Genomic DNA, 26,794 nt, shown 5'->3' on the forward strand with positions numbered 1-26,794 from the left:
TAGTACATTTGCAGCCGGTTGCAACCTTCTCCAGTAAGCAACATTTTACACATAACCTGTCCAATTATAAATATATTAATACCGGACGGCATTTATAATTCATACATGACATTTAACGATTTACAATTAACTGAACCCTTATCCAAGGCAGTTCAAAAAGTAGGATATACTACACCAACCCCAATTCAAGCCCAATCTATCCCAGCCATTTTAAAAGGAAGGGATATCTTAGGTTGTGCGCAAACCGGGACCGGAAAAACGGCAGCGTTCTCCATTCCAACCATTCAACTATTAAATAGCAATCTCAATAACGGAGGTCGCAAAACAACTATAAAGAGCCTTATTTTAACCCCTACCCGCGAGCTTGCGATCCAAATTGGGGAAAGCATAGCCGAGTATGGTCAGTTTAGTGATCTTAAACATCTTGTGATTTTTGGTGGTGTTAATCAGAATTCCCAAGTAAGAGCGCTTAGAAATGGCGTGGACATATTGGTAGCAACTCCCGGGAGATTATTGGATCTTATGGATCAAGGATTCATTTCCCTGTCCCAGATCGAGATTTTCACTTTGGATGAAGCAGATAGGATGCTGGATATGGGGTTTGTTCATGATGTGAAGAAAGTGATCAAAAAAATTCCTGTTAAAAGGCAAACTCTATTCTTTTCGGCAACTATGCCAAATTCCATCATAGATCTTGCAAATAGTATTTTAACCAATCCTTTAAAAGTATCGGTTACTCCCGTTTCTTCTACTGCAGAAAGAATTGGGCAGGAAGTGTATTTCATAGATAAAACCAATAAAAAGAACTTATTAAAAGATCTTTTGAAAACTTCTGAAGAAGTTAGGGTTTTGGTTTTTACCAGAACAAAGCACGGTGCCAATAAAGTGGTAAAAGACCTTATTAAAGTAGGGATTAAAGCTGAAGCTATCCACGGAAACAAGACTCAAAATGCCCGTCAAAAAGCATTGAAAAATTTCAAGGATAAGACTACTCGGGTTTTGGTAGCTACAGATATTGCTGCCCGGGGTATTGATATCGATGATCTAGCATTAGTTATAAATTATGAAGTCCCCAACATTGCCGAAACCTACGTGCACAGAATTGGACGAACAGGAAGAGCAGGTGCTAGTGGAAAAGCGATCTCTTTTTGTGATTTTGAAGAAAAAGCATATTTAAAAGATATTCAGAAATTAATAGACCAAAAGGTTCCTGTAATAGAAGAACACGATTATCCTATGGAATTCTTTGAAATTCCGGAAAAGAAGCCACAACAACGAAGACCTTCCCGAAATAGAAATGGGAATTCCAATAACACGAAAAGCTCCGGAGGAAATTCATCTAAAAGGAATAATGTTGGCAGATCAAGAAGGTAATAAAGGACACTCCGAGAGTTATTTTGGGGACTACCGAGATTTCTGGTGGAATCCTACGTTTATCGAGCTCACCGCGAAGAGGCTGGAATTAGGCAAGCATAATTCTATGTTGGATGTTGGTTGCGGACAAGGCCATTGGACACAAATATTAGCGCCACTTCTTGCGCCCAAAGCCAAAATCATTGCTGTGGATAATGACAAAAGATGGTATTCCAAAAACGAAGAATTAGAACGGCTTTTTAAGAAATCCAATAATCCATTTACTTTAACAAAAGGAAACGCACAGCAATTGCCCTTTGAGGATAATCAATTCGATCTTGTGACCTGCCAAACGGTGCTAATCCATGTTCCTAAACCTCAACAGGCATTGGAAGAAATGAAGCGGGTGTTAAAACCCGGGGGCACCTTGTTATGTGTAGAACCAAATAACATAATCCAAAGCCTTACCAAAACATCGCTTTCAAAGAACGACTCTATAGAAGAAACATTAGATCACATTAAGTATAGACTGATCATAGAAAAAGGCAAGAAAAACATGGGGCAAGGAGATAATTCTTTGGGAGATCTATTGCCCGGAATGTTCGCTTTGGCTGAAATGCATACTATTGAAGTTCGATTATCGGACAAGGCCATCGCTATGTATCCGCCTTATAGTACAAAAGAGCAAATGGCAACTTTAAAACAATGGATGACCGGGAGTTCCTGGAAATCCAATACTCAAAAGGATATCGATTTTTTTAGCGCCGCAGGAGAAGAATTTATGCCCTTTTATTTTGAATATCAGGAGAAATATGCCCGAAGGGACGACCATTTAATGGGCGCATTGCAACGGGAACAGTACCACGCAGCCGGAGGATCGTTGATGTATTTGGTTAGTGGCACAAAATAGATTTATTTTATCCCCTTCTTTTTATAGGCCCCTGTTCCACTACGTTGGAGAGGATAATATGGGTTTTCGTTTCCCCATAAGTAATTAGTTTATCTATAAATTCCTCCAAGTGAGATTGATCATATAAAACCACTTCCATAATAATATTTTCATTTCCTGTAATTCTATAACAATTTATTACTTCCTTGAATTCTTTCACTTTTTCCAAGAACGGTTTCAATCTCCCCATAAAAGCACGCAAGGTGATCACTGCTTTTAATTGATGACCGGTTTTATGATAAGATACTTGAGCCTTATAACCACATATAATTCCGCTATCCTCCATCTTTTTCACCCTTTCTGTAACGGCTGGGGAAGTAAGTCCAACTTTTCTTCCAATTTCGGCAAAGGAAAGTCGTGCATTTTTTTGAAGTGATTCCAAGATTTGCCAGTTTAACGCATCTATAGGCATATTTAATATTTTTAACTATTAAACTTAATAAATTTAAAGCTAATATACTCATTCACTTTAAAATCGAAATAACATATAGCCGATATCTCACTAATTTTATGGAAATCAAATAAAAATTAGCGAAGCATGAATTCCGTTAGCAGATCAGATTTTAATTATTCTCCTGTATATCGCCAAGCGATAGAGATACTTAATATTTCCAGGCATATTTCCAATTATGTGGTTCAGGATCTGGCCATTCTAAAGCAAAACGGAAAGGAAGATCAAGATATTTACTTTTCTGGGGACATCATACAGCAGTCTACCTCATTGATGCCTCATATTTTGCGAGCAGAAAGCGAGCCTTTTGCAGAAGAAAAACATAAATATGCAGCTTCTGTAACTCGACTTACCAATTTGCTGTACAAGAATTGTGAGCGTTTGGAACTTTCCAACAGCAATGGAAGGGAATTTATAAGAATCTTGAGATTCGAATTGAAAAAGTTCAGAAAATTACAGCGTATCTGGAAATTGACTTTGTGATTTTTAAATCTTATCCTTTTTTATAATTTTCAAATAGCTTTTTAATTCTTCTGCCACCTTAGGACTTAGAATAAATAGTCCTATCATATTGGGCACCAGCATCGCAAAGATCATGGCATCGCTAAAATCTGTTACCGCTCCCAAAGTAGCTGCTGCACCAATTACCGTAAAACAACAAAATAGCAATTTATAAATATAGCCTGTTCTTTTCCCCCTTCCAAACAAATAGCTCCAAGCTTGATAGCCGTAATAAGACCAAGAAATCATGGAAGAAAAGGCAAAAAGAACAACCGCAAGGGTCAATAAATAGGGAAACCACGACACCCCACTTTCCAGCGCTGAAGCCGTTAAGAGCACTCCTTCCTCATCATTTAGGATCATTCCGGGAACTATTTGACCAGTAATTATCAATGCCAAGGCTGTTAACGTACAAACTACCACAGTGTCTATAAATGGTTCCAATAAAGCCACTAGTCCCTCACTAGCAGGAAATTTGGTTTTAACGGCACTATGAGCTATGGAAGCACTTCCTATTCCGGCTTCGTTGCTAAATGCAGCTCTTTTAAATCCCTGAATTAATACCCCCACGAAACCTCCAATAACTCCTTCAGGATTAAATGCCCCCTCCCATATGGAAATAAATGCATTCGGAATTTCCGTATAATTAATTCCCAGGACTATTAGTACTGCCAACATATACGTGATAACCATGAAAGGAACTATCTTATCTGTGACGCTTGCTATTTTCTTTATTCCTCCAATGATCACAACACCAACCAAAATTGCCATAACCAAACCAAAAACCCATCCCTTGCCAGCTATAAAACTATCTTCGGCGCCTGTTACATATTCAAATAATTTAAAGGCTTGATTTACCTGAAACATATTCCCACCTCCAAAGGATCCTCCTATGCACATGACGGCAAATAATATGGCCAATACTTTTCCCAATTTCTTAAGCCCTTTTTCCTCAAGCCCTTTTTTGAGATAGTACATCGGGCCACCAAAAATGGTTCCTTCAGCATTTACTTCCCTATATTTTACCCCGAGCGTACATTCTACAAACTTTGAGGACATTCCAAGTAAACCAACCAAGATCATCCAAAAAGTTGCCCCTGGGCCTCCTATTCCCAGAGCAATTGCAACTCCGGCTATATTCCCTAGGCCTACGGTCGCAGAAACGGCTGCTGTTAAAGCTTGAAAATGGCTCACCTCCCCTGCTCCCTCAACTCGAATAGTATCCGGATTATCACCATCTACGAGATGTACGGATGAGCTGGCCTCTACAATACCTTCAGTTTCAAGATGATCGTATTTTCCTTGAACCACCTTAATAGCCGTAAAAAAATTCGTGAAATTCACGAACCTAAAATACAAAGTGAAATAAGCTGCACCTAGAATGAGCACCACAAGAACCCATGGGATTCCGGTTGTATCGGTTAAAGGAATTTCAGCAAAAATCCCATCGATAAACCAGCGGGTTGCATCACTAAATTTTTCGTTGATCCTTTCATCTAATGTGGAATTGGCAATCTGAATAAAAATGGACATAAACTTGATTTTTTAGCAAATTGCTCTAAAACAAGTCTTTAGGAAAGGTTACGTACTGTTGAAATTTTAGTGTCGCTATGCTTAAGCATTGTCTTTTATTGAAGAATATTGAAGTAGATTATTCTTTTTGGCATATTCAATTAATTGTTCTTTCCCGCCTTTCCCACTTATATTCAACAGCTTTTTTATTTGATGAATATGGGTTTGAAATCCGTCGTTACTAATATTCATTAGCTCTGCTATTTCAGGATAGGATTTATTTGTACCGTAATAGGCGAGATTGCCCAAAACCTCTTTTTGACGATCTGAAAGCTCGATTTTAGCAGCTTCTCTTAGTACTATCAGTTCATTTTTCATGCTCTTTATAGTATCCAGATGACTTTCGTTTGCAAGTTCTTGCTGTTCCAATTTTTTCTTGAACTTTAAATTTTCTGTAGCTAATTTATCTGCTAATCCTTGTTGTTGTTCTTTTTCAGAAAGGAATTTCCAACTATATAATAGAATGGAGAACAATAATATAAACAGGAATTTGAATGAGATGGCAGTTATGCTCCCAGCAATTGACCAAAATTCTTGATCTACAAGCTGAATTGCCCTATCCTGTGGTATGATCCTGTGTGTTACGGCAATAATTATTAGGACGAATAATACGAGGGTAGGTAAATACATAAATCGCATTTTTCGTGTTGAAAATGCTTTGTTCAGTTCATACAACAAAGAAAATGCAACCACTACCGAAATAGGAATATCTATAAGCCATATAAAACTGTTGCTTATTTCTATGTTGTTTATAGAGGTAGCCAAGAAAACAAAAGCAATCATGGATAACACGCCAAAATACACCCCTACAAAATCCTTAGTACTGAATTTTTGAACCAGTCTCACCACGATCCCCCTCCTTTTATTGTGTTCTATGGATGGAAGGGATAGCAATATAAAAAGTGAATTGGTTAATGAAACCAGCACCCCTAAATAAATAATGATCTTATTGGAAGGATCCCAGCCGAAGCCAAAAACCAAAATTAAATTTAGTACAGCTCCCAAGCCCCAAACTAAAATAGCGAGACCAAACCACATAATTCCTTTAATAGTATTTTCGCCAGAGCCTTCTTTTCGTTCTTTGATGAAAATTCGTTGAATTATGATTGCTGATATAAGGCAAACAATTGCAGTAACGGTATATTCTATAATTGATAGCAAATTGAAATATTTAATTAGAGATCCGAAGATAAATACAATCCATTTTTGTTATTCAATTTAACGGTATTCAAATAGTTGAAAATATATCATTTTGTCCGTTCGAGCGCAGTCGAGAACCCATCAATTTAAAAAATTGGTTTCAACTTTAGCCTGTATTGAGCGCAGTCGAAATGCTCAACCTGACATCCTTATTACACATTATAATTTCGATATGAACATAAATACTGACCTCTATATTTAATTTTAAAGATATTGAAAATAATATTTAACCTATAAAACCAAAAAATCCCAACTCTTAGGGAATTGGGATTTTTGATTCTGTGTTTTATAATTATCTTATTGTATATACGTTTTTAGTCCAGCATTTCATCTGACTATCTAGTCACCCTGTCCCGAAGCATGGAGTTTCAGGATCTGCTCCGGACTTACTGGGATGCTGAAACAAGTTCAGCATGACGATAAGCCTGGGCATAGTTGCTTAAAAGCAATACTGGCACAAAAACAGATAAGCGATTCGCATACTCTTTACTAACTTAATTCTGCTGATAACATGATCCTGCTTGAAGAGATCCCGATATCGCTGCGCTCATCGGGATAAGCGATTCGCACACATTTAATGAAAAAATGAAATGTGGCTCTCTGCTTACATATTTCTTCTATACTGCCCTCCTACTTCAAACATCGCTGTTGTGATCTGACCTAAAGAACAAACTTTAGTTGCATCCATTAAGACTTCAAATAAATTTTCATTTTTAATAGCCGCTTCTTGGATCAGTTCCAAAGCTTCCGCAGATTCTTTCTCAAAGGCTTTATGTAAATTTTTCAAAGTAGAAATCTGGTATTGTTTTTCTTCTTCTGTAGCTCTAATAACTTCTCCTGGCGTAACCGTGGGAGAACCTGTAGAACTCAAAAAAGTATTTACTCCTACAATTGGAAATTCGCCGTTGTGTTTCAAGGTTTCGTAGTACAAGCTTTCTTCTTGGATCTTACTGCGTTGGTACATGGTTTCCATAGCTCCCAAAACTCCACCTCTTTCTGTAATTCTATCGAATTCCAAAAGAACGGCTTCTTCCACAAGATCTGTTAACTCTTCTATAATGAATGCTCCCTGAATTGGGTTCTCATTTTTAGTAAGTCCCAACTCTTTATTGATGATAAGCTGAATAGCCATCGCTCTTCTTACTGAAGCTTCTGTAGGCGTTGTAATTGCTTCATCATACGCATTGGTATGTAAGGAATTACAGTTGTCATAGATAGCATAGAGCGCTTGAAGCGTTGTTCTAATGTCGTTGAAATCTATTTCCTGCGCATGAAGTGAACGTCCAGAAGTTTGAATGTGGTATTTCAGCATCTGGGCTCTTGGATTCGCTCCGTATTTATATTTTAATGCCTTTGCCCAAATCTTTCTTGCCACCCTACCAATTACTGCATACTCAGGATCTACTCCGTTGGAGAAAAAGAACGAAAGGTTGGGCCCAAATTTATTGATATCCATTCCTCTACTCAAATAATACTCAACATACGTAAATCCGTTGGCCAAGGTCAATGCCAACTGAGTAACAGGATTTGCTCCCGCTTCGGCAATATGATATCCAGAAATAGAAACCGAATAAAAGTTTCTTACTTGCTCTTCAATAAAATATTCCTGTACATCTCCCATCAACCTCAAGGCATATTCCGTAGAGAAGATACAGGTGTTTTGTGCCTGATCTTCTTTTAAAATATCTGCTTGCACAGTTCCACGAACTACATTTAAAGTGTTCTTTTTGATTTTGGCATATACATCTGCAGGAAGTACTTTATCGCCGGTTACCCCCAATAACATTAGTCCCAAGCCGTTATTACCTTCCGGAAGTTCTCCTTGATACGCAGGGCGATCTATTTTTTTATCCTTGTATATTTTTTTGATCTTTTCCTCTACCTCTTTCTGAAGTTCATTTTCTATAATATATTTCTCACACTGCTGATCGATAGCCGCATTCATAAAGAAACCCAGCAACATTGGAGCGGGACCATTAATAGTCATACTCACCGAAGTCATGGCATCTGCTAGATCGAATCCTGAATACAATTTTTTTGCATCATCCAAACAACAAATAGATACTCCCGCATTTCCTATTTTTCCGTAAATATCTGGCCTAATATCTGGGTCGTTACCATAAAGTGTTACCGAATCGAAAGCTGTAGAAAGTCTCTTAGCTGGTAAACCCGCACTCACATAATGAAAACGTCTATTTGTTCTTTCCGGTCCGCCCTCTCCAGCAAACATTCTGCTTGGATCTTCCCCCGCTCTCTTAAATGGGTATAATCCGGCGGTGTATGGGAATTCGCCCGGTACATTTTCTTGTAAACCCCATTTTAAAATGTCTCCCCAAGCCTGATATTTAGGTAAAGATATCTTTGGAATTTGAGTGTGGGAAAGAGACCCGATATGCGTTTCTATTTTTATTTCCTTGTCCCTCACTTTAAAAGAATAAACCGGCTCCTTGTATTTATTCACTTTTTCATCCCAACCAGTTATGATCTCCCAGTTATATGGATCGAGATCCATCTTTACCCTATCAAATTCAGCAATAAGAAGTTTTAGAAAATCTTTCTTCTCGTCATTCTGAACTTGTTTCAGAATCTCATCTGAATCTACACCGTGTTTATCTAAAAAAGACTTCTCGACTTCGCTCGACGTGACATTTGCAACAGAACCTATGGTTTTATAAATCCCATAAAGCTTCTGTGCAACTTCCTGCTGCGTACTGGCTGTATCATCATATTTTCTGTTATTTTCAGAAATTTCAGAAAGGTATCTTACCCTGCTTGGTGGGATCACATAAATTTTTTCACTTTTATCTTCATCAACATGAAAAGTGGAAGATAAAGCGGCCTCTGTTTTTTCATCTACTTTATTCATCAACTTTCGGTATAGCGTATTCATCCCCGGATCGTTGAACTGGGAAGCAATAGTTCCATATACAGGGAGTGTTTCAGGATCGTCATGCCATAAGCCATGATTACGCTGATATTGTTTCTTCACATCGCGAAGCGCATCTAAAGCTCCTCGTTTATCGAATTTATTGATCGCTACCAGATCTGCGAAGTCCAGCATATCTATTTTCTCCAATTGCGTAGCTGCTCCAAATTCCGGGGTCATTACATATAAAGAAGCATCAGAATGTTCTAAGATCTCGGTATCGGATTGTCCTATTCCTGAAGTTTCTAAAATAATAAGGTCGAAATTTGCTGCTTTTAATACTTCAACCGCTTCAGAAACATATTTAGACAAAGCCAAATTAGACTGACGGGTTGCCAAAGAACGCATATAAACCCGATCATTATTAATGGCATTCATTCGGATTCTATCTCCCAATAAAGCGCCACCGGTTTTACGTTTTGATGGATCTACAGATACAATTCCGATGGTTTTTTCCGGGAAGTCGATTAAAAACCTTCTTACCAATTCATCTACCAAAGAAGATTTTCCAGACCCCCCGGTTCCGGTAATTCCCAGAACAGGAGTTTTCTTTCCGTTAAGTTCTATCTTATTGAAAGCCTTCTTAAAATCTTCATGCCTGTTTTCAGCTAAAGAAATCAATCTGGCAATGGTGTTTATATTTTTTTCCTTTAAAAGGCTTTGTGTTTTATCGGCTTTTTCCAGAGCAGGAGTTGGAGTATCTGAAGTTTTCACCAAATCGTTGATCATTCCCTGCAAGCCCATTTCTCGTCCATCATCGGGTGCATAGATTTTGGTAATTCCATAACCCATAAGTTCTTTGATCTCTGATGGAAGGATCACTCCACCGCCGCCGCCAAAGATTTTGATATGCTCTGCTCCTTTTTCCTTAAGCAAATCGTACATGTATTTAAAATACTCATTATGCCCACCTTGGTAGGAAGTCATGGCAATAGCATTGGCATCTTCTTGAATCGCACAATTCACTACTTCTTCTACACTGCGATCATGACCCAAATGAATCACTTCTACCCCTGTAGACTGAATGATACGGCGCATAATATTAATCGCGGCATCATGTCCATCAAAAAGCGAGGCTGCTGTTACTATTCTTACTTTATTGGTAGGGATATATGGAGTTTGATCTTGCATTGTTATTCTAAATTTTTGGAGCTGCAATTTACTAAATTCGTAAAGATTTTTCCTTATAAGTTCCATTTTTAAGGAATTCCTTAATATAAAAAACGCCCCTAAAAAATATAGGGACGCTCTTCTTCAACTAATAAATCAAGATTATCTGGCAAACATACTTTCGTCTACTTTCACTCCCAGTCCATTGGCAACTCCTGCTCCTAAAGTAGGATCTGCCCTAAACCAGTGGCATAATTGTCTGTTTATAATTTCATCTTTTTTAGGGCCGTCAATTCCGCTCATAGCGCCAACAATGTTGCTAATAAGATTCTTTTGAGCTTGATCGTCCATTATTCTGAAAAGATTTCCGGGCTGAGTGTAATGATCGTCTTCTCCCGGAGCATTTCTATCAAACCAATCTGCTTCAGCATCCACAATAGTTGGTGGGAGTTGTTTGTAGCTTTCATCTACTTCAATATCATCGAAACTATTAGGGAAATAATTTGGTTTACGCCCTTGATTTCCATCCACCCTCATAAAACCATCTCGTTGATAATTATTGCTTTCCTTCATAAACGGGCAGCGGTTCACTGGGATTTGCTCGTAATTGGCGCCCAATCTATATCTATGCGCATCTGGATAAGAAAGCAATCTACCTTGCAACATCTTGTCCGGGGAATATCCTATTCCGTCCACTATATGCGCCGGTGAAGTTGCCAATTGCTCAATTTCAGCAAAATAATTTTCAGGATTTCTATTCAACTCCATCAGCCCAACGTCTATTAACGGATAATCCCCATGTGGCCATACCTTTGTAAGATCGAATGGATTTATATGATAACCCACGGCTTCGGCTTCAGGCATTACCTGAATTCTCAAATTCCACTTTGGGTAATTTCCTTTTTCAATATTTTCCAGAAGATCCCTTTGAGAAAAATCCGGATCTATTCCTCTCATTTCTGCAGCTTCTTTATCTGTAAAATTCTTAATTCCCTGAGCTGTTTTGAAATGAAATTTCACATAAAAACGCTCATTATCCTTATTGATCAAAGAAAAAGTGTGGGACCCATAGCCGTTCATATGTCTAACACCGTATGGTGTTCCGCGGTCACTCATTAAAATGGTGACTTGATGCAAAGATTCAGGGCGTAGGGACCAAAAATCCCACATCATCGTCGGAGATTTCATATTCGTATATGGATCCCGTTTTTGTGTATGGATAAAATCACTGAATTTTTTGGGATCCTTAACAAAGAAAATGGGCGTATTGTTTCCTACCATATCCCAATTTCCATCTTCAGTATAAAATTTTAATGCAAAGCCACGCGGATCCCTTTCTGTATCCGCAGAACCTTTTTCACCTCCCACGGTAGAAAAACGAGCGATCATATCGGTCTTCTTGCCTACTTTGGAAAATATTTTAGCTCTTGTATATTTTGTAATATCATGAGTAACGGTAAAAGTTCCATAAGCCCCAGAACCTTTTGCATGCACCACTCTTTCTGGAATACGTTCTCTATTAAAGTGAGCCATTTTTTCATGAAGAATATAATCTTCCACTAACAGAGGCCCTCTTTTTCCAACACTAAGGGAATCTTCATTTTCTACATAAGGACGACCAGAAGCAGTCGTTAACTTATTGTTCTTGTTACTCATTTTTTTGGATTTATTGATTTTACTAAAGATAAGATTTGATTTATTATAATCAAAATCGATTGTTTTAATATAAGTATAACATCCCTCGATAATAAGATTGGAATATAAATTGATACTTTTATCGAAAATATCCTCATGAAAAAATTATACATACTGCTATTTATCCCATTATTTTTTGGTTGCGCAGAATTACAAGGAATTGCCACTCAGCTTCCGGGCGGGGCATATGGAGTGTCGGATGCAGAAATTGCTTCGGGATTACGACAAGCACTGGATTTTGGAATAGACAAGCAGGTTTCCAAACTAACTCAAGAAGATGGCTTTTTCAGAAATGAACTGGTGCGTATTACCTTACCCGCAGAACTGCAAAAAGTAGACAAAACTTTGAGGGATGTTGGTTTGGACGCCTTAGCAGATGAAGGCTTAAAAGTATTGAATAGAGCTGCTGAAGATGCCGTTAAGGAAGCAACACCAATTTTTGTAAGTGCCGTAAAAGAGATCACTTTTACCGATGCCCGAAATATCCTATTAGGAAACAACACTTCAGCCACTACTTATTTGAATCAGAAAACGGAAACCCAATTATATGCCAAGTTTAACCCTGTTATTACAAATTCATTGAACAAAGTTGGAGCCACAAAAGTTTGGTCCAATATAATAGATAAATATAATTCCCTTCCCTTAACTTCAAAAGTAAATCCAGATCTAGCAGATTATGTGACCAATGAAGCGCTAGATGGCGTGTTTACAATGATCGCAGTGGAAGAAAAAGATATAAGAAATAATTTTGGAGCAAGAACTACGGATTTATTGAGAAGGGTTTTCGGACTACAAGATTAACTATTATAATTATTTGTTATAAAATTTATAATTACTTTAACCTCAACTTAATACATATTAATTGTCATTGCTGGTACATTTGCAGCATAAACCCTTAATGATGATTGATGTAATGTTGTTTAAAACCGAAGAAGAGCGATTATGCCAAAAGTATACGGCGCTCATGGAGAAAGCATTTAAAACTGCTTTATTCGATAAAGAGAAAAGCGATAAAATAAATGCACGAGCAAAAAAAATAATGGAACAGCTGAAAAGGATGAACTATAAGGGTCTCGATAAGTAGTTCTGTAGGTACTCAAAATATTTAAAAGCTTGTAATTGCCGGGAGCCATACCAACTAAAGAACTCGCCATTTACAAGTTCTATACGAACATTGGAATATTTTCCTATTTCTTCTATATGTTTTTTCTTAAAAGGGAAGGGTTCTGAGGATAAAAGGATAAGTTCCGGATCTTTCTCTTCCAATAATTTAAGTTCTATTTCTGGGTATCTCCCCTCTGCTTGTTTATATATATTTTCCCAGCCATTCAACTCTAGCATAACATCGATATAGGTATTGCCTCCCACCACCATCCAAGGTTTTCTCCAAATAAAATAAGCTACCCTTAATTTCTTGGTTGTTAAATTATTCTGAAAAGACTTCTTTTTCTGGGATAATTCTGAAGCCAGTTTGTGGGCCTCCTTTTCCTTATCGAACAGTAAGCCATACATTGTTATAAGCTCTAAAGAATCAGAAAAAGTGATGATATTTGAAACATGCACTTGATAGGTTTTCTCCAGCTCCTGCACCATTTCGAGCGTATTTTCTTCTTTATTGCAAAGAATAAGATCTGGTTTTAGATCACGGATTTTATCTAAATGAACCTGTTTGGTGCCTCCAACTATTGTTTTTATGTTTTTTAAACTCTCAGGATGAACACAAAATTTTGTAATTCCCACTAGTTTTTCCTCTAAACCCAAATGGACTACTAACTCGGTGAAGCTTGGAACCAATGAGATGATCCGATTAAAGGGTTTTGATATATCAATTCCCCTGCCTAGCTGATCTTTAACAAGCATCCCTTCTTAATTTAAGACAAGATCGCAGCCATTTGAGAGGCCATTTCCCGTTGCATTACCTCGGCCTTGGCGGCAGCGATTTCAGCAAAGTTCGAAGTTTGGGAAGCATAAATAATTGCCCTGGAAGAATTTACCAGTAGACCAACATTTTTGTTCATTCCGTATTTACAAACTTCTTCCAAACTCCCCCCTTGGGCTCCAACGCCGGGCACCAAAAGAAAACTATCCGGAACAATTTTCCTGATCTCTAAAAGGAACTCTGCCTTTGTTGCTCCTACCACATACATGAGCTGATCTGAATTCTTATAGGTCTTGGAAGTTTCCAATACTTTCTTATATAATTCTTTTCCGTCACTTTTTAAAGTTTGAAAGTCGAAGGCACCTTCATTGGAAGTAAGCGCCAAAAGAATAGCATGCTTATCCCTAAATTCCAAAAAGGGCTCTACGGAATCCCTTCCCATATATGGAGCAACGGTAACCGAATCGAAGGCCATTTCGTGGAAGAATGCCTTTGCATACATACTTGAAGTATTCCCAATATCCCCGCGTTTGGCATCGGCTATGGTAAATATATCAGGATATTTGGTATTTATATAATCTATTGTCTTGTCCAAAGATTTCCATCCCTTTCTACCATAGGCCTCATAAAATGCCGTATTTGGCTTATATGCCACTGTGAATTTATGGGTAGCATCTATGATCGCTTGATTAAAGGTGAAAATTGGATCTTCTTCAGTAAGTAAATAGGTTGGAATCTTATCCAGATCGGTGTCCAATCCTATACATAGGAAGGATTTCTTTTTATGTATTTGAGCAATAAGGTCCTTAGTGGTCATAAAAATCAATTTTTATTAATATCAAAAATAAAAAATTTCTTGAAACCGACTAACCTAAAGGCAGAGTCATAGAGGTATTTCGTCAGTTTCATTTTAACCTCTAGATCAAAAACCTAAATTTTGTATTTTACCTCACCTGGAACTGCAAAAAAGCAGTTCCGACCTCTCCCAAGGAGAGGTGAAATGGAAACCCCTAGGTAATGCGTCGGGGGAATTATTTAGAATAAGGATATAAAAAATCCCGCAATTGCGGGATTTTAATTTCAATATTTAAAAAGCATCGCTGTTCTCTTTCAGCTTTTCAGTGTTTTCAACCAATTGCAGTTCATCTACTATTTTTTGGATATCTCCATTTATAATATTGGAGAGATCATATAAAGTCAAGTTAATTCTATGATCTGTAACCCTTCCTTGAGAATAATTATAGGTTCTAATCTTCGCGCTTCTATCCCCACTGGAAACCATGGAATTACGTTTAGCAGAATCTGCCTCCAATTTCTTGGCCAGCTCCATATCATATAACCTGGAACGCAGTACCCTAAATGCTTTTTCCTTGTTCTTGTGCTGGGATTTCTGATCTTGACACTGGGCAACCAAACCGGTTGGAATATGCGTTAAACGCACCGCAGAATACGTAGTGTTTACCGATTGTCCTCCAGGACCTGAAGAACAGAAAAAATCCACCCGTACTTCCTTAGGGTTGATCTCCACATCGAATTCTTCTGCCTCTGGCAGTACCATTACCGTCGCAGCCGAAGTATGCACACGCCCTTGGGTTTCTGTTTGAGGCACCCGTTGAACCCGGTGAACCCCAGCTTCAAATTTCAAGGTGCCATACACCTCTTCTCCGGAAATTTCAAAAATCATCTCCTTAAAACCTCCATTGGTACCTTCATTATAATCTACAATATTGCATTTCCAGCCCCGACTGTCGGCATATTTATTGTACATTTTATACAAATCTCCTGCAAAGATACTGGCTTCGTCGCCACCTGCTCCTGCCCGAATTTCCATCACCACATTCTTGGCATCTTCTGGATCCTTGGGCACCAACATCATTCTTATTTTTTCATCCAATTTTGGTAATTCAGATTTAGCTTCCTCCAATTGGAGTTTTGCCATTTCTGTCATCTCCGCATCACTGCCATCGGCAATGATCTCTTCAGATTCTTGGATATTATTTGTGAGCTCCATATATTTTTCACGCACATCCATGAGTGCCTTCAAATCCTTATATTCCTTGTTCAATTCTACATAGCGCTTTTGATCTGATATAATATCAGGCTGAATGATAAGATCATTCACTTCATCAAAGCGTTGCTTCACGATATTCAACTTCTCAATCATAAATTTTTCTAATGATTTTTCAGTGCAAATTTACATTAATTTCACCAATTATATAGGGACGTTTTTTCTGCTTTTCTAACTGAAATATTTGAAAGCACCTAAAAAAGGACATATTTCGACCCTATTGAAACTTACTAGCTGCTGCTTCAAGATGGAATTGCTAAGCTTCTTAATACTGGAATTCCCCAAATTCACTTTTTATCGTAAGTTTTTTAACATCCGAAGGCTGCACCCTTCCTATTATTTTGGCATCTACGTTAAAAGAATTTGAAATGGAAATAAGCTCTTCGGCAATCCCTTCGTTCACGTAAAGTTCCATTCGGTGCCCCATATTGAACACCTGGTACATTTCCTTCCAATCGGTTTTACTTTCTTGCTGAATCAATTTGAATAAAGGCGGCACTTCAAATAAATTATCTTTTACAATATGAAGGTTATTTATAAAATGAAGGACCTTCGTTTGTGCCCCTCCACTACAATGTACCATTCCGTGGATATCGGAATTGGTATATTTTGAAAGGATTTTTTTGATGATAGGCGCGTAGGTACGCGTTGGAGATAGCACTAATTTCCCTGCATTTAGGGGTGAATTTTCTACTTCTTCAGTCAAAGATTTGGTTCCAGAATAAATAAGCCCTTCAGGAATGCTGCTATCAAAACTCTCCGGGTATCTTTCAGCTAAATTTTTAGAAAAAACATCATGTCTGGCCGAGGTAAGTCCGTTGCTTCCCATCCCGCCATTGTACTCTTTTTCATAAGTTGCTTGCCCAAAAGAAGCCAAGCCAACGATCACATCCCCAGCTTGAATATTGGCATTGTCTATCACGTCACTTTTCTTTATTCTCGCCGTAACGGTAGAATCTACGATTATGGTCCTAACAAGGTCTCCCACATCTGCGGTTTCCCCACCCGTGGAATGAATTTCTACCCCAAAACCTTTTAAATCTTCAAGTAATTCCTCGGTTCCATTGATAATTGCTGAAATAACTTCTCCCGGAATGCGGTTTTTATTTCTACCAATCGTAGATGAAAGCATGATATTATCTACCGCTCCCACGCAAAGCAGATCATCTATATTCATGATAAGTGCATCCTGGGCGATACCTTTCCAGACAGAAAGGTCCCCGGTTTCTTTCCAATACATATAGGCTAAAGAAGACTTTGTGCCCGCACCATCTGCATGCATAATAAGGCAGTAATCCTCATCACCAGTAAGATAGTCGGGAACAATTTTACAGAATGCTTGGGGAAATAATCCCTTATCGACATTTTTAATGGCATTGTGCACATCTTCTTTTCCTGCAGAAACACCTCTCCCGGCGTATCTTTTACTTATTTCCTGACTCATTGAGCATTAATTTTGATGAGATTCCAAAGGTACATAGAATGTGTTGCTAATAAAACCAAAAAAGCGACACATTAAGGTGCCGCTTTTTATATTCTTCTTTTAATGTGTTCTTTATTCCCAATCGGGCATTTTTGCATTTTCTTTTAGTAATTTCCGAACCTCTTCTATAGTTTCAAATTCCTCATCATAGCTCACCTGATAAATAGATTTAACAGCTGATGCCTCATTGGAAGAATTCACAAAAACAACAGAAGCTTCATTTGGAACAAACCTAGGATCGGTATCATTGGTGCCATTTGGCTTTTCTGTACTTATAGCAATAGTTTGATTTGTATCTACCTTATAAATAAACATCTTGGAATTCAATTGCCTATTACCTGGACTTTCAAATTCTGAAATATCTCGTGTAAACAATATTAAATTATTATCTACAGAAATATCAATACCTCCTAGGGTTCCTTTAACATTTTGAACAAAAACATCGATCTTTTCTCCAGAATTATCAATAGTAAAAATAGAACCATCGTACCCCTGAAGATTAGTTTCTAAAACAAGTATGCGCGTACCATCCTCACTTTGTTGGATATCCAAAACATATCTACCAGGTGGTGCTTGATAAGCAATCTCTTTACCACTGCCGTCTATATTTATTTTATAAACCTTATCGAAATTTGGATATAGCAAATACCCCCCGTTATCTGCCCAAGAAAAGTCTAAAGTTTCGTTGTTAATTCCATTCGCTGGAATACTATTGGTTATTTGTTTTTGATTTGTTCCATCGGGTTGCATGGTAAAAAGATGAGTTGCCCCACCTGTAGTTCTATAAAATGCTATAAGGTTTACATTCAGATTTTTTCGTGGCCTAAAACTGTTATTGGAAGAAGAAGTAAGTTGTACTTCATCACCTTCATTATTTGAAGAAAATATCACATTATTCCCATTAATGTTCCTTACAAAAAGGTAATTATTGTTTACTGGCGCATCGGCTGTAGTAAAAGAATATACTTCACTAAAAACCCTTTCATTAATACTATCAGAAACCTTTACTTGCCAAAAATATTTATACCCATAATTTAAATCATCAACGGTATACGTCGTATCCTGAATTCCTGAAAAATTTAAAATTTCATTATTCCTGTCATTTTTAATCTCCAACTCATAAGTAAGTTCGTCTTGCTCTGGGTCTGAGGAACTCCAATTAAATTCTATACTTAAATCTTGGTCTGATGCTCCATCTTCTGGTAAGAGCAATTTAGGGGTTGAGGGTTGCCTATTATTCGCTGTTTCAGTTAAAAGCTCGAAAATGACATTTACCTCGTTATTGGTTCTAACGGTTGCGCCTTCGAATTGAGTTAGAAACCCATCTTTCCTAGCCTGAACAGAATATTCACCTTCCGACACATTTCCAAGAATGAAATTTCCATCTTCATCAGTAAATACTGTTGAAGAAGCAGGACTTGTGGATATTTTCACATTTTCAATCGGTTCATTAGATCCTTCTTTCACCACCGTCCCAGTAATTGTACCATTTCCTAAGGAGTCAATCGTGTCTTCACTACAGGATAAAACCACCGCTAAAAGAAAAAATATAAAAATTATTTTTAAGAATTTCATGATTTTATTTATTTTGATTTGATTTGGCATTTCCATTGGCTCCGAGGTTAAAATTCACCCCCAAACCAAAATTAAAGTAATGATCATCTCTCTTTCCTTGTATAACATAATCAAGCTGATCTGAGAATGAAATATTGTGCTCTGCAAAGATCTTTAAACCAATCTTTTGGGACAGCAAATATTCCAGACCAAGGCCATATTGCATTTTAAAAAAAGATTTATCCACTCCTTCAGGTATATCCCCATTACCAATATTAAAGATATAACCACCACCTCCATATACAAATGGACTAAAATTGTCATGAGGAAGAACAAGAAATCCAGCATTTAAATCAAGACCTAAAAAACTTTCGGAAAAAACTTTTTCGTTTGATAGTTGGAAGCCGTTACCTGCGATATTAATAAAAAATGCGTTGCCTAATTTAGAAGAATATTCAATTTTGATCATGGGAGAGATTTCTGCTCCATTGTAGTCCCCGCTAATAACGCTTCCACCAAGGCTTACCCCAAGAGATCTATTATAGTTTCTGACAATGTATTTCCGATTATAAAGCCCGGTTAATTCGGCTTCCTGCTTTTCCAAATAATAATCAGCAATAAACTTCTGGGACGCTCCTCCTTCCTTCACCTTCCATAATTCTTCTTCAACGCCCTCAACAATGAGGCCCTCTACAGCTTTTTCAATAGCCTCCTTCACGGCAAGTTGTACTGGTTCATTTCGTGTAAACCCTACCTCGGCCTCCATTAATCTCTGAAACTTCACATACTTAAAAATGCTTGCATCTATAGCCTGCGAAAGGATTGTTTTGGATATATATATATTCTTAAGAATTTCACCGCTTGACGTGGAGATTGCACGTAGGTAAACCGTCACACGATCCTGACGGTATTGCGTACTCCCACCCACGCCAAAATATCGAACCCCAGCACCACCAGTGATAATATTGGTATCATAAGAAACTATACCTCCTTCCAAAAGAATACCTGCAAACAATAATGGAGGGACCTGAGGTGTGTTTTCTTTGGAACCTTGATATTCCTGTCTGGTAGATCTAATTATATTTCTTTCATTTAAAAGATTCCCAATATTTTCTCTTTCAATGGGGGTAAACCATCCGGAATTCTCAAGGGCTTCAATTAAAATTGCCGTACCACCCTGTGTAACGGCAGTACTAAATGTACTCCCAACATCAGATGGTTTATATTGGCCGGTAAGATCCCTGAAATTATAAACCCCAACTACTACCTTTTCTTCCGGTTCCGGTAATTGGTTTAGCTTTTTTGTGACCTTTGTTGTTTCTCCTATCCTCGCACCGTTAAAATCTATTGGCTTATTTAAGGGGGTTCCGCATGAATTAAACAAAAAGGTAGAAACCACTAATACTACTAAGATTGGATATTTCATAAATTTTAAGAATTGGGGATTACTATTTGTGTTTGTTCCCCGGTATTAGTATCTAAAATATTAATAACTAATCCTTCGTTAGATGTATAAATGTCCAGAGCTAGACTACCAAACGAATATGTTCCTGGTTGTAAAGTTAACTCTCCAAATTGTGTAGTAAAAAGCCTCCTGCTAACCTGTCCCAATAATTGTGAATTAAGACTTTGTGTGAAATCTTCTAATTCAGATCTATCAAAATTTTCTCTTGCAGCGTCATCAGTGAAGGAGTTCTGAGCCTGTGCCGAACTAAGCATCCACTGATAATTGAATGTATCTCCTCCAAAGGCGGGATTAATAGGTTTATAGACCAAATCCTGTGAAAAGGAGTTAAAGCTTAAGAATAAAAAAATTATTAAAGTAATTTTTTTCATGGATAGAAGTTTGGGTTAGTATTGTCGATTGGATTCATTTCTATTCTTAAGGTATTCAAAATATCGATTTACCTGGCTTAAGGCCTGTGTAGCCTTATCTTCAAGGAAATCCAATTTAGGCCTGGCATAGAATTGATAGACGATTTGATCTTCAATTTTAACCATTATTTTGGTTGTCCGGCCAAAACTGATCATTTCATCAATCTGGATAATTTTATTGCCTTTTTCAGGATTAAGACTATACTTCTGATAGAAAAAATCATAAAAATCCTTTCCGGGTTTGGTCTTGGTATTTTCTGTAACCATTCCCTTTAAAACAATACCTTCATTGGGTTTGCTATAAGACATTTCATTTTCCTTCTTCTTGCTTTCGGTAAGGTCGTACTCTTTTCTATCCGTTCCCAATAACTTATCATCCTCATTATTATAAATTAATAGGAGGATGGTGGTCTTCATTTCTGGATTGATGTGGACAGATGTTTGCGAAAGGCTTTTAGTTTCAAATGGTCCCAATGTGAATTTTCCCGATTGTGAATTCTTTGAAGAATTATTCTTGCCCGTAGTTGAAATAACCGAAAGTTCATAGCGCAAGCTATAAGTTGTTTCGGTAAGGCTTGTAGCTACCCCGGTAATCTCCAGCATACCATTTTCAACATCATTGGTTTTAATACCAGCCTCCACTTTAGTGTTCAAATTTTGGGCAGTCATCCCTGAAAAACAAAAAATCAATACAACTATAAATATGTATTTGCTAAAGGATTTCATATTAATACCTTTTTTATTTATAATTTTTTACAATTAAAGATTTGAGATTGCCATTTAATTTAAACTTCAATTTATTGCTTATGCTATTCGCTCCATACATTTCAAAATGAGTGTTTTCTCCTGTTTGTTCCACATTCAACACTACAGGTTGAGAGGAATCTGAAACAAAATTAAAAAGCTTATGATCATTCCCGGTTTGGTTTATATATTCATGTATCTCTTTTGCTTTTGCATATACAAATAATCCATTATTCTCACCATATTGCTTTAATTCAAGTACACTATTACTTGACTTCATATTAACTATGGCTTCATTACCACTACCAATCTGGGACAAATAAACCGAATTTTCATTAGTATATTCATTAGCCTGAATTTTAGGCTGAAAAAATTCATTTAATAAACTAATTCTCTTTAAATCATTATATTCAGTTACCGTCTGAGCATGAACTTTTCCGGAAACAATTAAAATAAATATAGCATAAAATATTTGTTTTAACATAATTTTAGATTTTATTTATTATGAATAAAAAAAAGAGGAAGCTACATCCAGAAGCTTCCTCTTAGTATTAAAGACTTATGGATTAGTCTGAGTTACATTTGCAGAATTGGCACCATATTGATATAGTGTGCTAGTATTTCCAAAACCAGTCTGACTTACTCTGGCGGTATTATCAGCACTGTTAGCCAACGAACCAGGTCCGTCCTCCTGAGTGATAAAAGATCTGTTTTCATCACCAGTTTGCATAACCTTTGCATAGTTACTATAACCTGCCCAAACATTATGTTTATTACCTGACTGTGTTACACGAGAAAGGTTATCATCACCTATTTGTGACAAGTTTGAGTAGTTATTATTATCATCCTGGTCAACATACTCGCGGTTACTTATAGAAGATCCATGAGCAGGATCCGCAGTTTCCTGATAACTAACTGCTTTGTTATCATTACCATATTGGTCTATCTTGGAATAATTACCACGTGTTTGGTTAGGTTTTGAAAATTGTTCCAAATTGACAGAGTTATCATTACCCTCTTGGTCAATATCAGCGATATTATTGTCATGTCTTTGCAATACACGGGATCTGTTATCGTCCCCATCTTGCTTAATATTAGCCTTGTTATCCTCAGCCTTGGCATTATTGCCCTGTTGCAACCATGAATTGTTACGATCTCCATCCTGTTCTACAATTCCACGGTTATCATCTCCACCTTGTTCCATCCAAGAAACCTGATCCCAACCATGTTGATCTACTTTGGCATAATTAGAATTACCACTTGATGGGCTATTATCCCCATGCTGAGATATAGTAGATTTATTCTTATGTACCTGATCCACAAAGGCTTTGTTATCCGTAAACTCCTGATCAACTTTACTATTGTTGTTTCCTGATTGGTTGATAACTGCATTGTTACCCGAGCCTGTTTGGGTACCTGTACTTGTGTTTTGAGCAAACCCCATTGCTCCTAGAATTAACGCTGCCGCGCAAAAAATTGCTTTTTTCATAATACTTGAATTTAATTGTTAATATTAATTGAACCTAACTTATGCATGCCATAATTTTGAGCACATCATAATATTTTAAAAATAATTTATGGGGAAGTTTTGTAAAATTTTAATAGTGGGGTGGGAAATCTAATAGTAGGGTGGGAAACCGGTTAAAAAATAGAACGATCGCAGTAATAATCACGTTAGTAAGATTCATAATAAAGGAACCTCAATAACTCTTAATAACATAATGTTAAGAAAAACATTAATATTGACTTGTTCAAAATTAAAATTATTTAACAGCCTTTAGGGTGCTGTTTTTAAGAAATCATTAATTTGAAAGCTCATTCCTAAAATTCAGGTTTTAAAAATCTGAATTGAACAAAAAAATATTTCTTTAAAAAAAACGAAATAATTAATTATACGTATAATTATATGTAGTTAACAATTCAAATATGCGAATTAAATATGAATTCAGCAAAATTTTAATATTAGCAGAATACATTATCTCCCTTATTTGTAAGAATTAACCTTTAGGGTTTTCCCCCTTTAACAATTTTAACTACAAGGTCATGTGAGTTTAACTAAAAAAAAAGCAGTTGCTTGACTTGTTAAGTTTTTGTTAAATTTAACAAAAATATTTTACATAAAAAACCCACATCCTAAGATGCGGGTTTTTAGATAATCCCAGGATGTGCCAATATACCTATCTAGTAAACAACAATTCCCTGTATTTGGTTAGTGGCCAGATCTCATCATCCACCAATAACTCCAATTTATCACAGTGGTATCTAATTTCTTCGAAAAATGGTTTTACATTATCGCAATATGCAATAGCCCTTTTTTCTGCATCTTCAATCACATTTGCTTTTTTACGGGCATCTGTCATCTTGTTCACATCGGCATTAATATGTTCTATATGCCCAGAAATAGCTTCAATGATCCCTATTTGTTCTTTAGAATGTTTTTTGAAATCCTTCTCGAAAATTTCCTTTAATCCACGAACATTTTCTATTAAAACATTTTGATAACGTATCGTAGTTGGAATTACATGATTTCTTGCGATATCGCCCAAAATCCGTCCTTCGATTTGAATCCTCATGGAATAATCTTCCAATTCAATTTCATAACGGGCTTCTACTTCCCTCTTGTTCATCACTTTCATTTCCTTGTACAAATCTATTGTTTGTTTGGAAACCTTTGCTTTTAAAGCTAGTGGCGTGGTTTTATTATTGCTTAAACCACGTTTTTTAGCTTCATCTTGCCATGCGTCTGCATACCCATCTCCTTCAAATCTAATTTTCTTCGATTTTTTGATATACTCCCTCAAGATATTAAAGATCGCATCGTCCTTCTTCATCTTCTTGTCCTTCACCAACGCATCTACACTCTTTTTAAATTCCTTAAGTTGCTTTGCAACTATGGTATTTAATACGGTCATAGGATTTGCACAATTTGCGGTAGAACCTACGGCCCTAAATTCGAATTTATTGCCTGTAAAGGCAAAAGGAGAGGTTCTGTTTCTATCTGTATTGTCTAGCAGGATTTCAGGAATTTTACCCACCACATTTAATTTAAGGTCTGTTTTTTCTTGTGGGGACAGTTTCCCATCGGTCACTTTTTCCAGTTCATTTAACACCTCTGTTAACTGGCTTCCTATAAATGCCGAAATAATTGCCGGTGGTGCTTCGTTTGCTCCCAATCTATGATCGTTGGAGGCACTTGCAATAGTCGCCCTCAACAATTCTTCATAATCGTGAACTGCTTTAATGGTATTGATGAAAAATGTCAAAAACTGAAGGTTCTTCATTGGGGTACTTCCCGGGCTAAGTAAATTAGTTCCAGTATCTGTACTTAAAGACCAGTTATTGTGCTTTCCACTCCCGTTGATTCCTGCAAATGGTTTTTCATGAAAAAGCACTTTAAAATTGTGCCTTTCCCCAATTTTATCCATAAGGTCCATAAGCAGGGAGTTATGGTCCACGGCAAGATTAGCCTCTTCAAAGATTGGAGCTAGTTCAAACTGATTTGGAGCTACCTCGTTATGTCTTGTTTTTACCGGAATCCCCAATAACATGCATTCTATTTCCAAATCCCTCATATAAGCCAAAGCCCTACTGGGAATAGATCCAAAATAATGATCGTCCAATTGTTGTCCTTTTGCAGGGGAATGTCCCAACAAAGTTCTTCCAGAAAGTTGTAGATCTGGTCTGGATGCATATAAAGCAGAATCTATCAAGAAATATTCCTGCTCCCATCCCAGGGTAGCGATAACTTTAGTTACATTTTTATCGAAATATTTACAAACTGCGGTTGCTGCAGAATCCACCGATTGCAGGGCCCTTAAAAGTGGTGTTTTATAATCCAATGCTTCCCCAGTGTAGGAAACATAAACGGTGGGGATACATAATGTGGTGCCGTATATAAATGCCGGAGATGTAGGATCCCACGCAGTATATCCTCTTGCCTCAAAAGTATTTCTAATTCCTCCATGCGGAAAGCTGGATGCATCTGGTTCTTGTTGGACCAATTGCATTCCCCCAAATTTTTCTATAGCAAGACCATCCCCAATAGTTTCAAAAAAAGCATCATGCTTCTCTGCGGTGGCTCCCGTTAGGGGCTGAAACCAATGCGTATAATGTGTAACCCCTTTAGAGATTGCCCACTCCTTCATCCCAGTAGAAATATGATCGGCAACCCCCCTACTGATTTTTGTCCCTTTAAGACTGGCATCCCTAACACTTTGATAAGCTTCCTTGGTAAGGAATTGTCTCATCACCGTCTCGTTAAATACATTTCTTCCAAAAAGTTCAGATCTACGATCGGTTTCCTCTATCTTAATTGGTTTCCTATTCAATGTTTCTTTTAAAGCCTGAAATCTTAAAGTTGCCATGTGATATCGTTTAAATTTTACAATTAAGCGACAAAAATATACATTTTAAGGTTACACCCCCTAAATTTTGGGGGCAAAAAATTAAATTTTAACTTTTATTGGAATTTAACCCCCTCTTTTGGCTATTTTAAAAAAGCCAATCCTATAAAAACAACATAGGCACCAAAGAGGATCATTCCCTTATACCTGGAGATACTAAATCTCTCTGGAAGAAAAGCTAAAGGAATTAGTACAAAAGAAAAACCCAGCATCCAAAAGATGTCGTTGGTAAGTAGTTGTTCCGACTTTAAATAAATAGGTTGAATAAGGGCTGTGATTCCCAGAACCGAAGCAATATTGAAAATATTGGATCCTATTAAATTTCCGAGCGAAATTGCTTTTTCCTTTTTTAATGCGGCAATTACTGAAGCGGCCAACTCCGGTACACTTGTTCCCACTGCAATAATACTCACCGAAATCACGCGTTCGCTAACCCCGATCATTTCAGCAAGGTCTACAGCACCGGTAACCAACAATTCTGAGCCTCCATAAAGTGCCACTCCACCAATTAGCAACCAAACTATGATTTTAAAGCCAGAAATAGCTTCTAAAGAATCATCTACACCTTCTACCTCTATCCGGTTTTTTCTAGCCCGCTGTATCAAGAAAAGCACATATATAATGATGCCTATTAACAAGGCCGCTCCTTCAATTCTGGATATATTACCTCCAGTGTAAAGGAAAAGATACAAAGCAAAAGAGAAGAACATCATAATGGGCCAGTTGAACTTATAAAAATCCTTGTCTATAATCAATGGGGAGATTATGGCCGTGATTCCCAGTACCAAACCAATATTTGCAATGTTGGAGCCAATCACGTTTCCTAAAGCAATATCTGAGAACCCAGCCAAAGCCGCTTGCAAACTCACTAATAACTCAGGGGCAGAAGTGGCAAAAGACACCACCGTTAACCCAATTATCATTTTTGAGATATTGAATTTAAATGAAATTGCTACCGAAGATCTTACCAAGAATTCCCCGCCCACAACCAATAGAACAAATCCAATTAATATATAAACTATGCTCATCTA

22 protein-coding genes are annotated in these 26,794 nt (G+C 37.2%); 5 read left to right on the forward strand and 17 right to left on the reverse strand.

Features of this window, described 5'->3' with window-relative positions; all coding sequences use genetic code 11:
- Positions 1–105 precede the first annotated feature (105 nt).
- Positions 106–1,374, forward strand: coding sequence for a DEAD/DEAH box helicase (locus JM83_RS02825; protein ID WP_144959182.1), 1,269 nt, complete (start codon positions 106–108; stop codon positions 1,372–1,374).
- Positions 1,352–2,263, forward strand: coding sequence for a class I SAM-dependent methyltransferase (locus tag JM83_RS02830; protein WP_261376321.1), 912 nt, complete (start codon positions 1,352–1,354; stop codon positions 2,261–2,263). Before JM83_RS02825 ends, JM83_RS02830 begins: the two co-directional genes overlap by 23 nt.
- Positions 2,264–2,270: 7 nt before the next feature.
- Here the strand turns inward: JM83_RS02830 and JM83_RS02835 are convergent, their stop codons facing one another.
- Positions 2,271–2,714, reverse strand: coding sequence for an Lrp/AsnC family transcriptional regulator (locus JM83_RS02835; RefSeq protein WP_144959184.1), 444 nt, complete (start codon positions 2,712–2,714; stop codon positions 2,271–2,273).
- A gap of 126 nt (positions 2,715–2,840) precedes the next feature.
- Between JM83_RS02835 and JM83_RS02840 the strand changes: the two genes are divergently transcribed.
- Complete coding sequence (locus tag JM83_RS02840; RefSeq protein WP_144959186.1) at positions 2,841–3,236, forward strand: hypothetical protein; 396 nt, start codon at positions 2,841–2,843, stop codon at positions 3,234–3,236.
- Positions 3,237–3,239: 3 nt separating this feature from the next.
- Here JM83_RS02840 and JM83_RS02845 read toward each other — a convergent pair whose 3' ends face one another.
- From JM83_RS02845 to JM83_RS02860, 4 genes are all read right to left on the reverse strand, one after another.
- Positions 3,240–4,787 carry an alanine/glycine:cation symporter family protein gene (locus JM83_RS02845; RefSeq protein ID WP_144959188.1) on the reverse strand — a complete coding sequence of 516 codons (1,548 nt, stop codon included), beginning with the start codon at positions 4,785–4,787 and terminating at the stop codon, positions 3,240–3,242.
- 81 nt (positions 4,788–4,868) lie between these two features.
- Positions 4,869–5,987 carry a helix-turn-helix transcriptional regulator gene (locus JM83_RS02850; RefSeq protein WP_144959190.1) on the reverse strand — a complete coding sequence of 373 codons (1,119 nt, stop codon included), beginning with the start codon at positions 5,985–5,987 and terminating at the stop codon, positions 4,869–4,871.
- 643 nt (positions 5,988–6,630) lie between these two features.
- A complete protein-coding gene (locus tag JM83_RS02855; RefSeq protein WP_144959192.1) occupies positions 6,631–10,083 on the reverse strand; it encodes a methylmalonyl-CoA mutase family protein in 3,453 nt (1,150 codons plus the stop codon).
- 141 nt (positions 10,084–10,224) lie between these two features.
- Entirely contained in the window at positions 10,225–11,718 is a 1,494-nt protein-coding gene (locus JM83_RS02860; RefSeq protein ID WP_144959194.1) for a catalase, read from the reverse strand.
- Between the two features lie 135 nt (positions 11,719–11,853).
- On the opposite strand from JM83_RS02860, the gene JM83_RS02865 reads away from it, so the two are divergent.
- Both JM83_RS02865 and JM83_RS02870 read left to right on the forward strand, forming a co-directional pair.
- On the forward strand, positions 11,854–12,558 hold the full coding sequence (locus JM83_RS02865) for a DUF4197 domain-containing protein (RefSeq protein WP_144959196.1): 705 nt from the start codon (positions 11,854–11,856) through the stop codon (positions 12,556–12,558).
- 97 nt (positions 12,559–12,655) lie between these two features.
- Positions 12,656–12,841 (forward strand): Lacal_2735 family protein, encoded by a 186-nt coding sequence (locus JM83_RS02870; RefSeq protein WP_261376322.1) that lies wholly within the window; start codon positions 12,656–12,658, stop codon positions 12,839–12,841.
- On the opposite strand, the gene JM83_RS02875 is transcribed toward JM83_RS02870, so the two are convergent.
- The 12 genes from JM83_RS02875 to JM83_RS02930 form a co-directional block, all read right to left on the reverse strand.
- Complete coding sequence (locus tag JM83_RS02875) at positions 12,820–13,617, reverse strand: helical backbone metal receptor (protein WP_144959197.1); 798 nt, start codon at positions 13,615–13,617, stop codon at positions 12,820–12,822. The genes JM83_RS02870 and JM83_RS02875 overlap by 22 nt on opposite strands.
- 11 nt (positions 13,618–13,628) lie before the next feature.
- Positions 13,629–14,453 carry an orotidine-5'-phosphate decarboxylase gene (gene pyrF / locus JM83_RS02880; protein WP_144959198.1) on the reverse strand — a complete coding sequence of 275 codons (825 nt, stop codon included), beginning with the start codon at positions 14,451–14,453 and terminating at the stop codon, positions 13,629–13,631.
- A 270-nt stretch (positions 14,454–14,723) separates the two neighbouring features.
- Positions 14,724–15,800 carry a peptide chain release factor 1 gene (gene prfA / locus JM83_RS02885; RefSeq protein ID WP_144959200.1) on the reverse strand — a complete coding sequence of 359 codons (1,077 nt, stop codon included), beginning with the start codon at positions 15,798–15,800 and terminating at the stop codon, positions 14,724–14,726.
- 169 nt (positions 15,801–15,969) lie between these two features.
- On the reverse strand, positions 15,970–17,148 hold the full coding sequence (locus JM83_RS02890; RefSeq protein WP_144959201.1) for an AIR synthase related protein: 1,179 nt from the start codon (positions 17,146–17,148) through the stop codon (positions 15,970–15,972).
- Positions 17,149–17,259: 111 nt separating this feature from the next.
- Positions 17,260–18,762: a carboxypeptidase regulatory-like domain-containing protein gene (locus JM83_RS02895; protein ID WP_144959203.1), complete on the reverse strand. Its 1,503-nt coding sequence runs from the start codon at positions 18,760–18,762 to the stop codon at positions 17,260–17,262.
- A gap of 4 nt (positions 18,763–18,766) precedes the next feature.
- Positions 18,767–20,167 carry a CsgG/HfaB family protein gene (locus tag JM83_RS02900; RefSeq protein ID WP_144959205.1) on the reverse strand — a complete coding sequence of 467 codons (1,401 nt, stop codon included), beginning with the start codon at positions 20,165–20,167 and terminating at the stop codon, positions 18,767–18,769.
- 5 nt (positions 20,168–20,172) lie between these two features.
- On the reverse strand, positions 20,173–20,577 hold the full coding sequence (locus JM83_RS02905; protein WP_144959207.1) for a curli production assembly/transport component CsgF: 405 nt from the start codon (positions 20,575–20,577) through the stop codon (positions 20,173–20,175).
- Positions 20,578–20,592: 15 nt separating this feature from the next.
- Positions 20,593–21,342 (reverse strand): curli-like amyloid fiber formation chaperone CsgH, encoded by a 750-nt coding sequence (csgH, locus tag JM83_RS02910; protein WP_144959209.1) that lies wholly within the window; start codon positions 21,340–21,342, stop codon positions 20,593–20,595.
- A gap of 13 nt (positions 21,343–21,355) precedes the next feature.
- Positions 21,356–21,844, reverse strand: a complete 489-nt coding sequence (locus JM83_RS02915; protein WP_144959211.1) for a hypothetical protein — start codon at positions 21,842–21,844, stop codon at positions 21,356–21,358.
- Between the two features lie 75 nt (positions 21,845–21,919).
- Positions 21,920–22,849 (reverse strand): hypothetical protein, encoded by a 930-nt coding sequence (locus JM83_RS02920; protein ID WP_144963673.1) that lies wholly within the window; start codon positions 22,847–22,849, stop codon positions 21,920–21,922.
- A gap of 688 nt (positions 22,850–23,537) precedes the next feature.
- Positions 23,538–25,724 (reverse strand): glutamine synthetase III, encoded by a 2,187-nt coding sequence (locus JM83_RS02925; RefSeq protein WP_144959213.1) that lies wholly within the window; start codon positions 25,722–25,724, stop codon positions 23,538–23,540.
- A 122-nt stretch (positions 25,725–25,846) separates the two neighbouring features.
- Complete coding sequence (locus JM83_RS02930) at positions 25,847–26,791, reverse strand: calcium/sodium antiporter (RefSeq protein WP_144959215.1); 945 nt, start codon at positions 26,789–26,791, stop codon at positions 25,847–25,849.
- Positions 26,792–26,794 lie beyond the last annotated feature (3 nt).

Source organism: Gillisia sp. Hel_I_86, from assembly GCF_007827275.1.
Lineage (GTDB): Bacteria > Bacteroidota > Bacteroidia > Flavobacteriales > Flavobacteriaceae > Gillisia.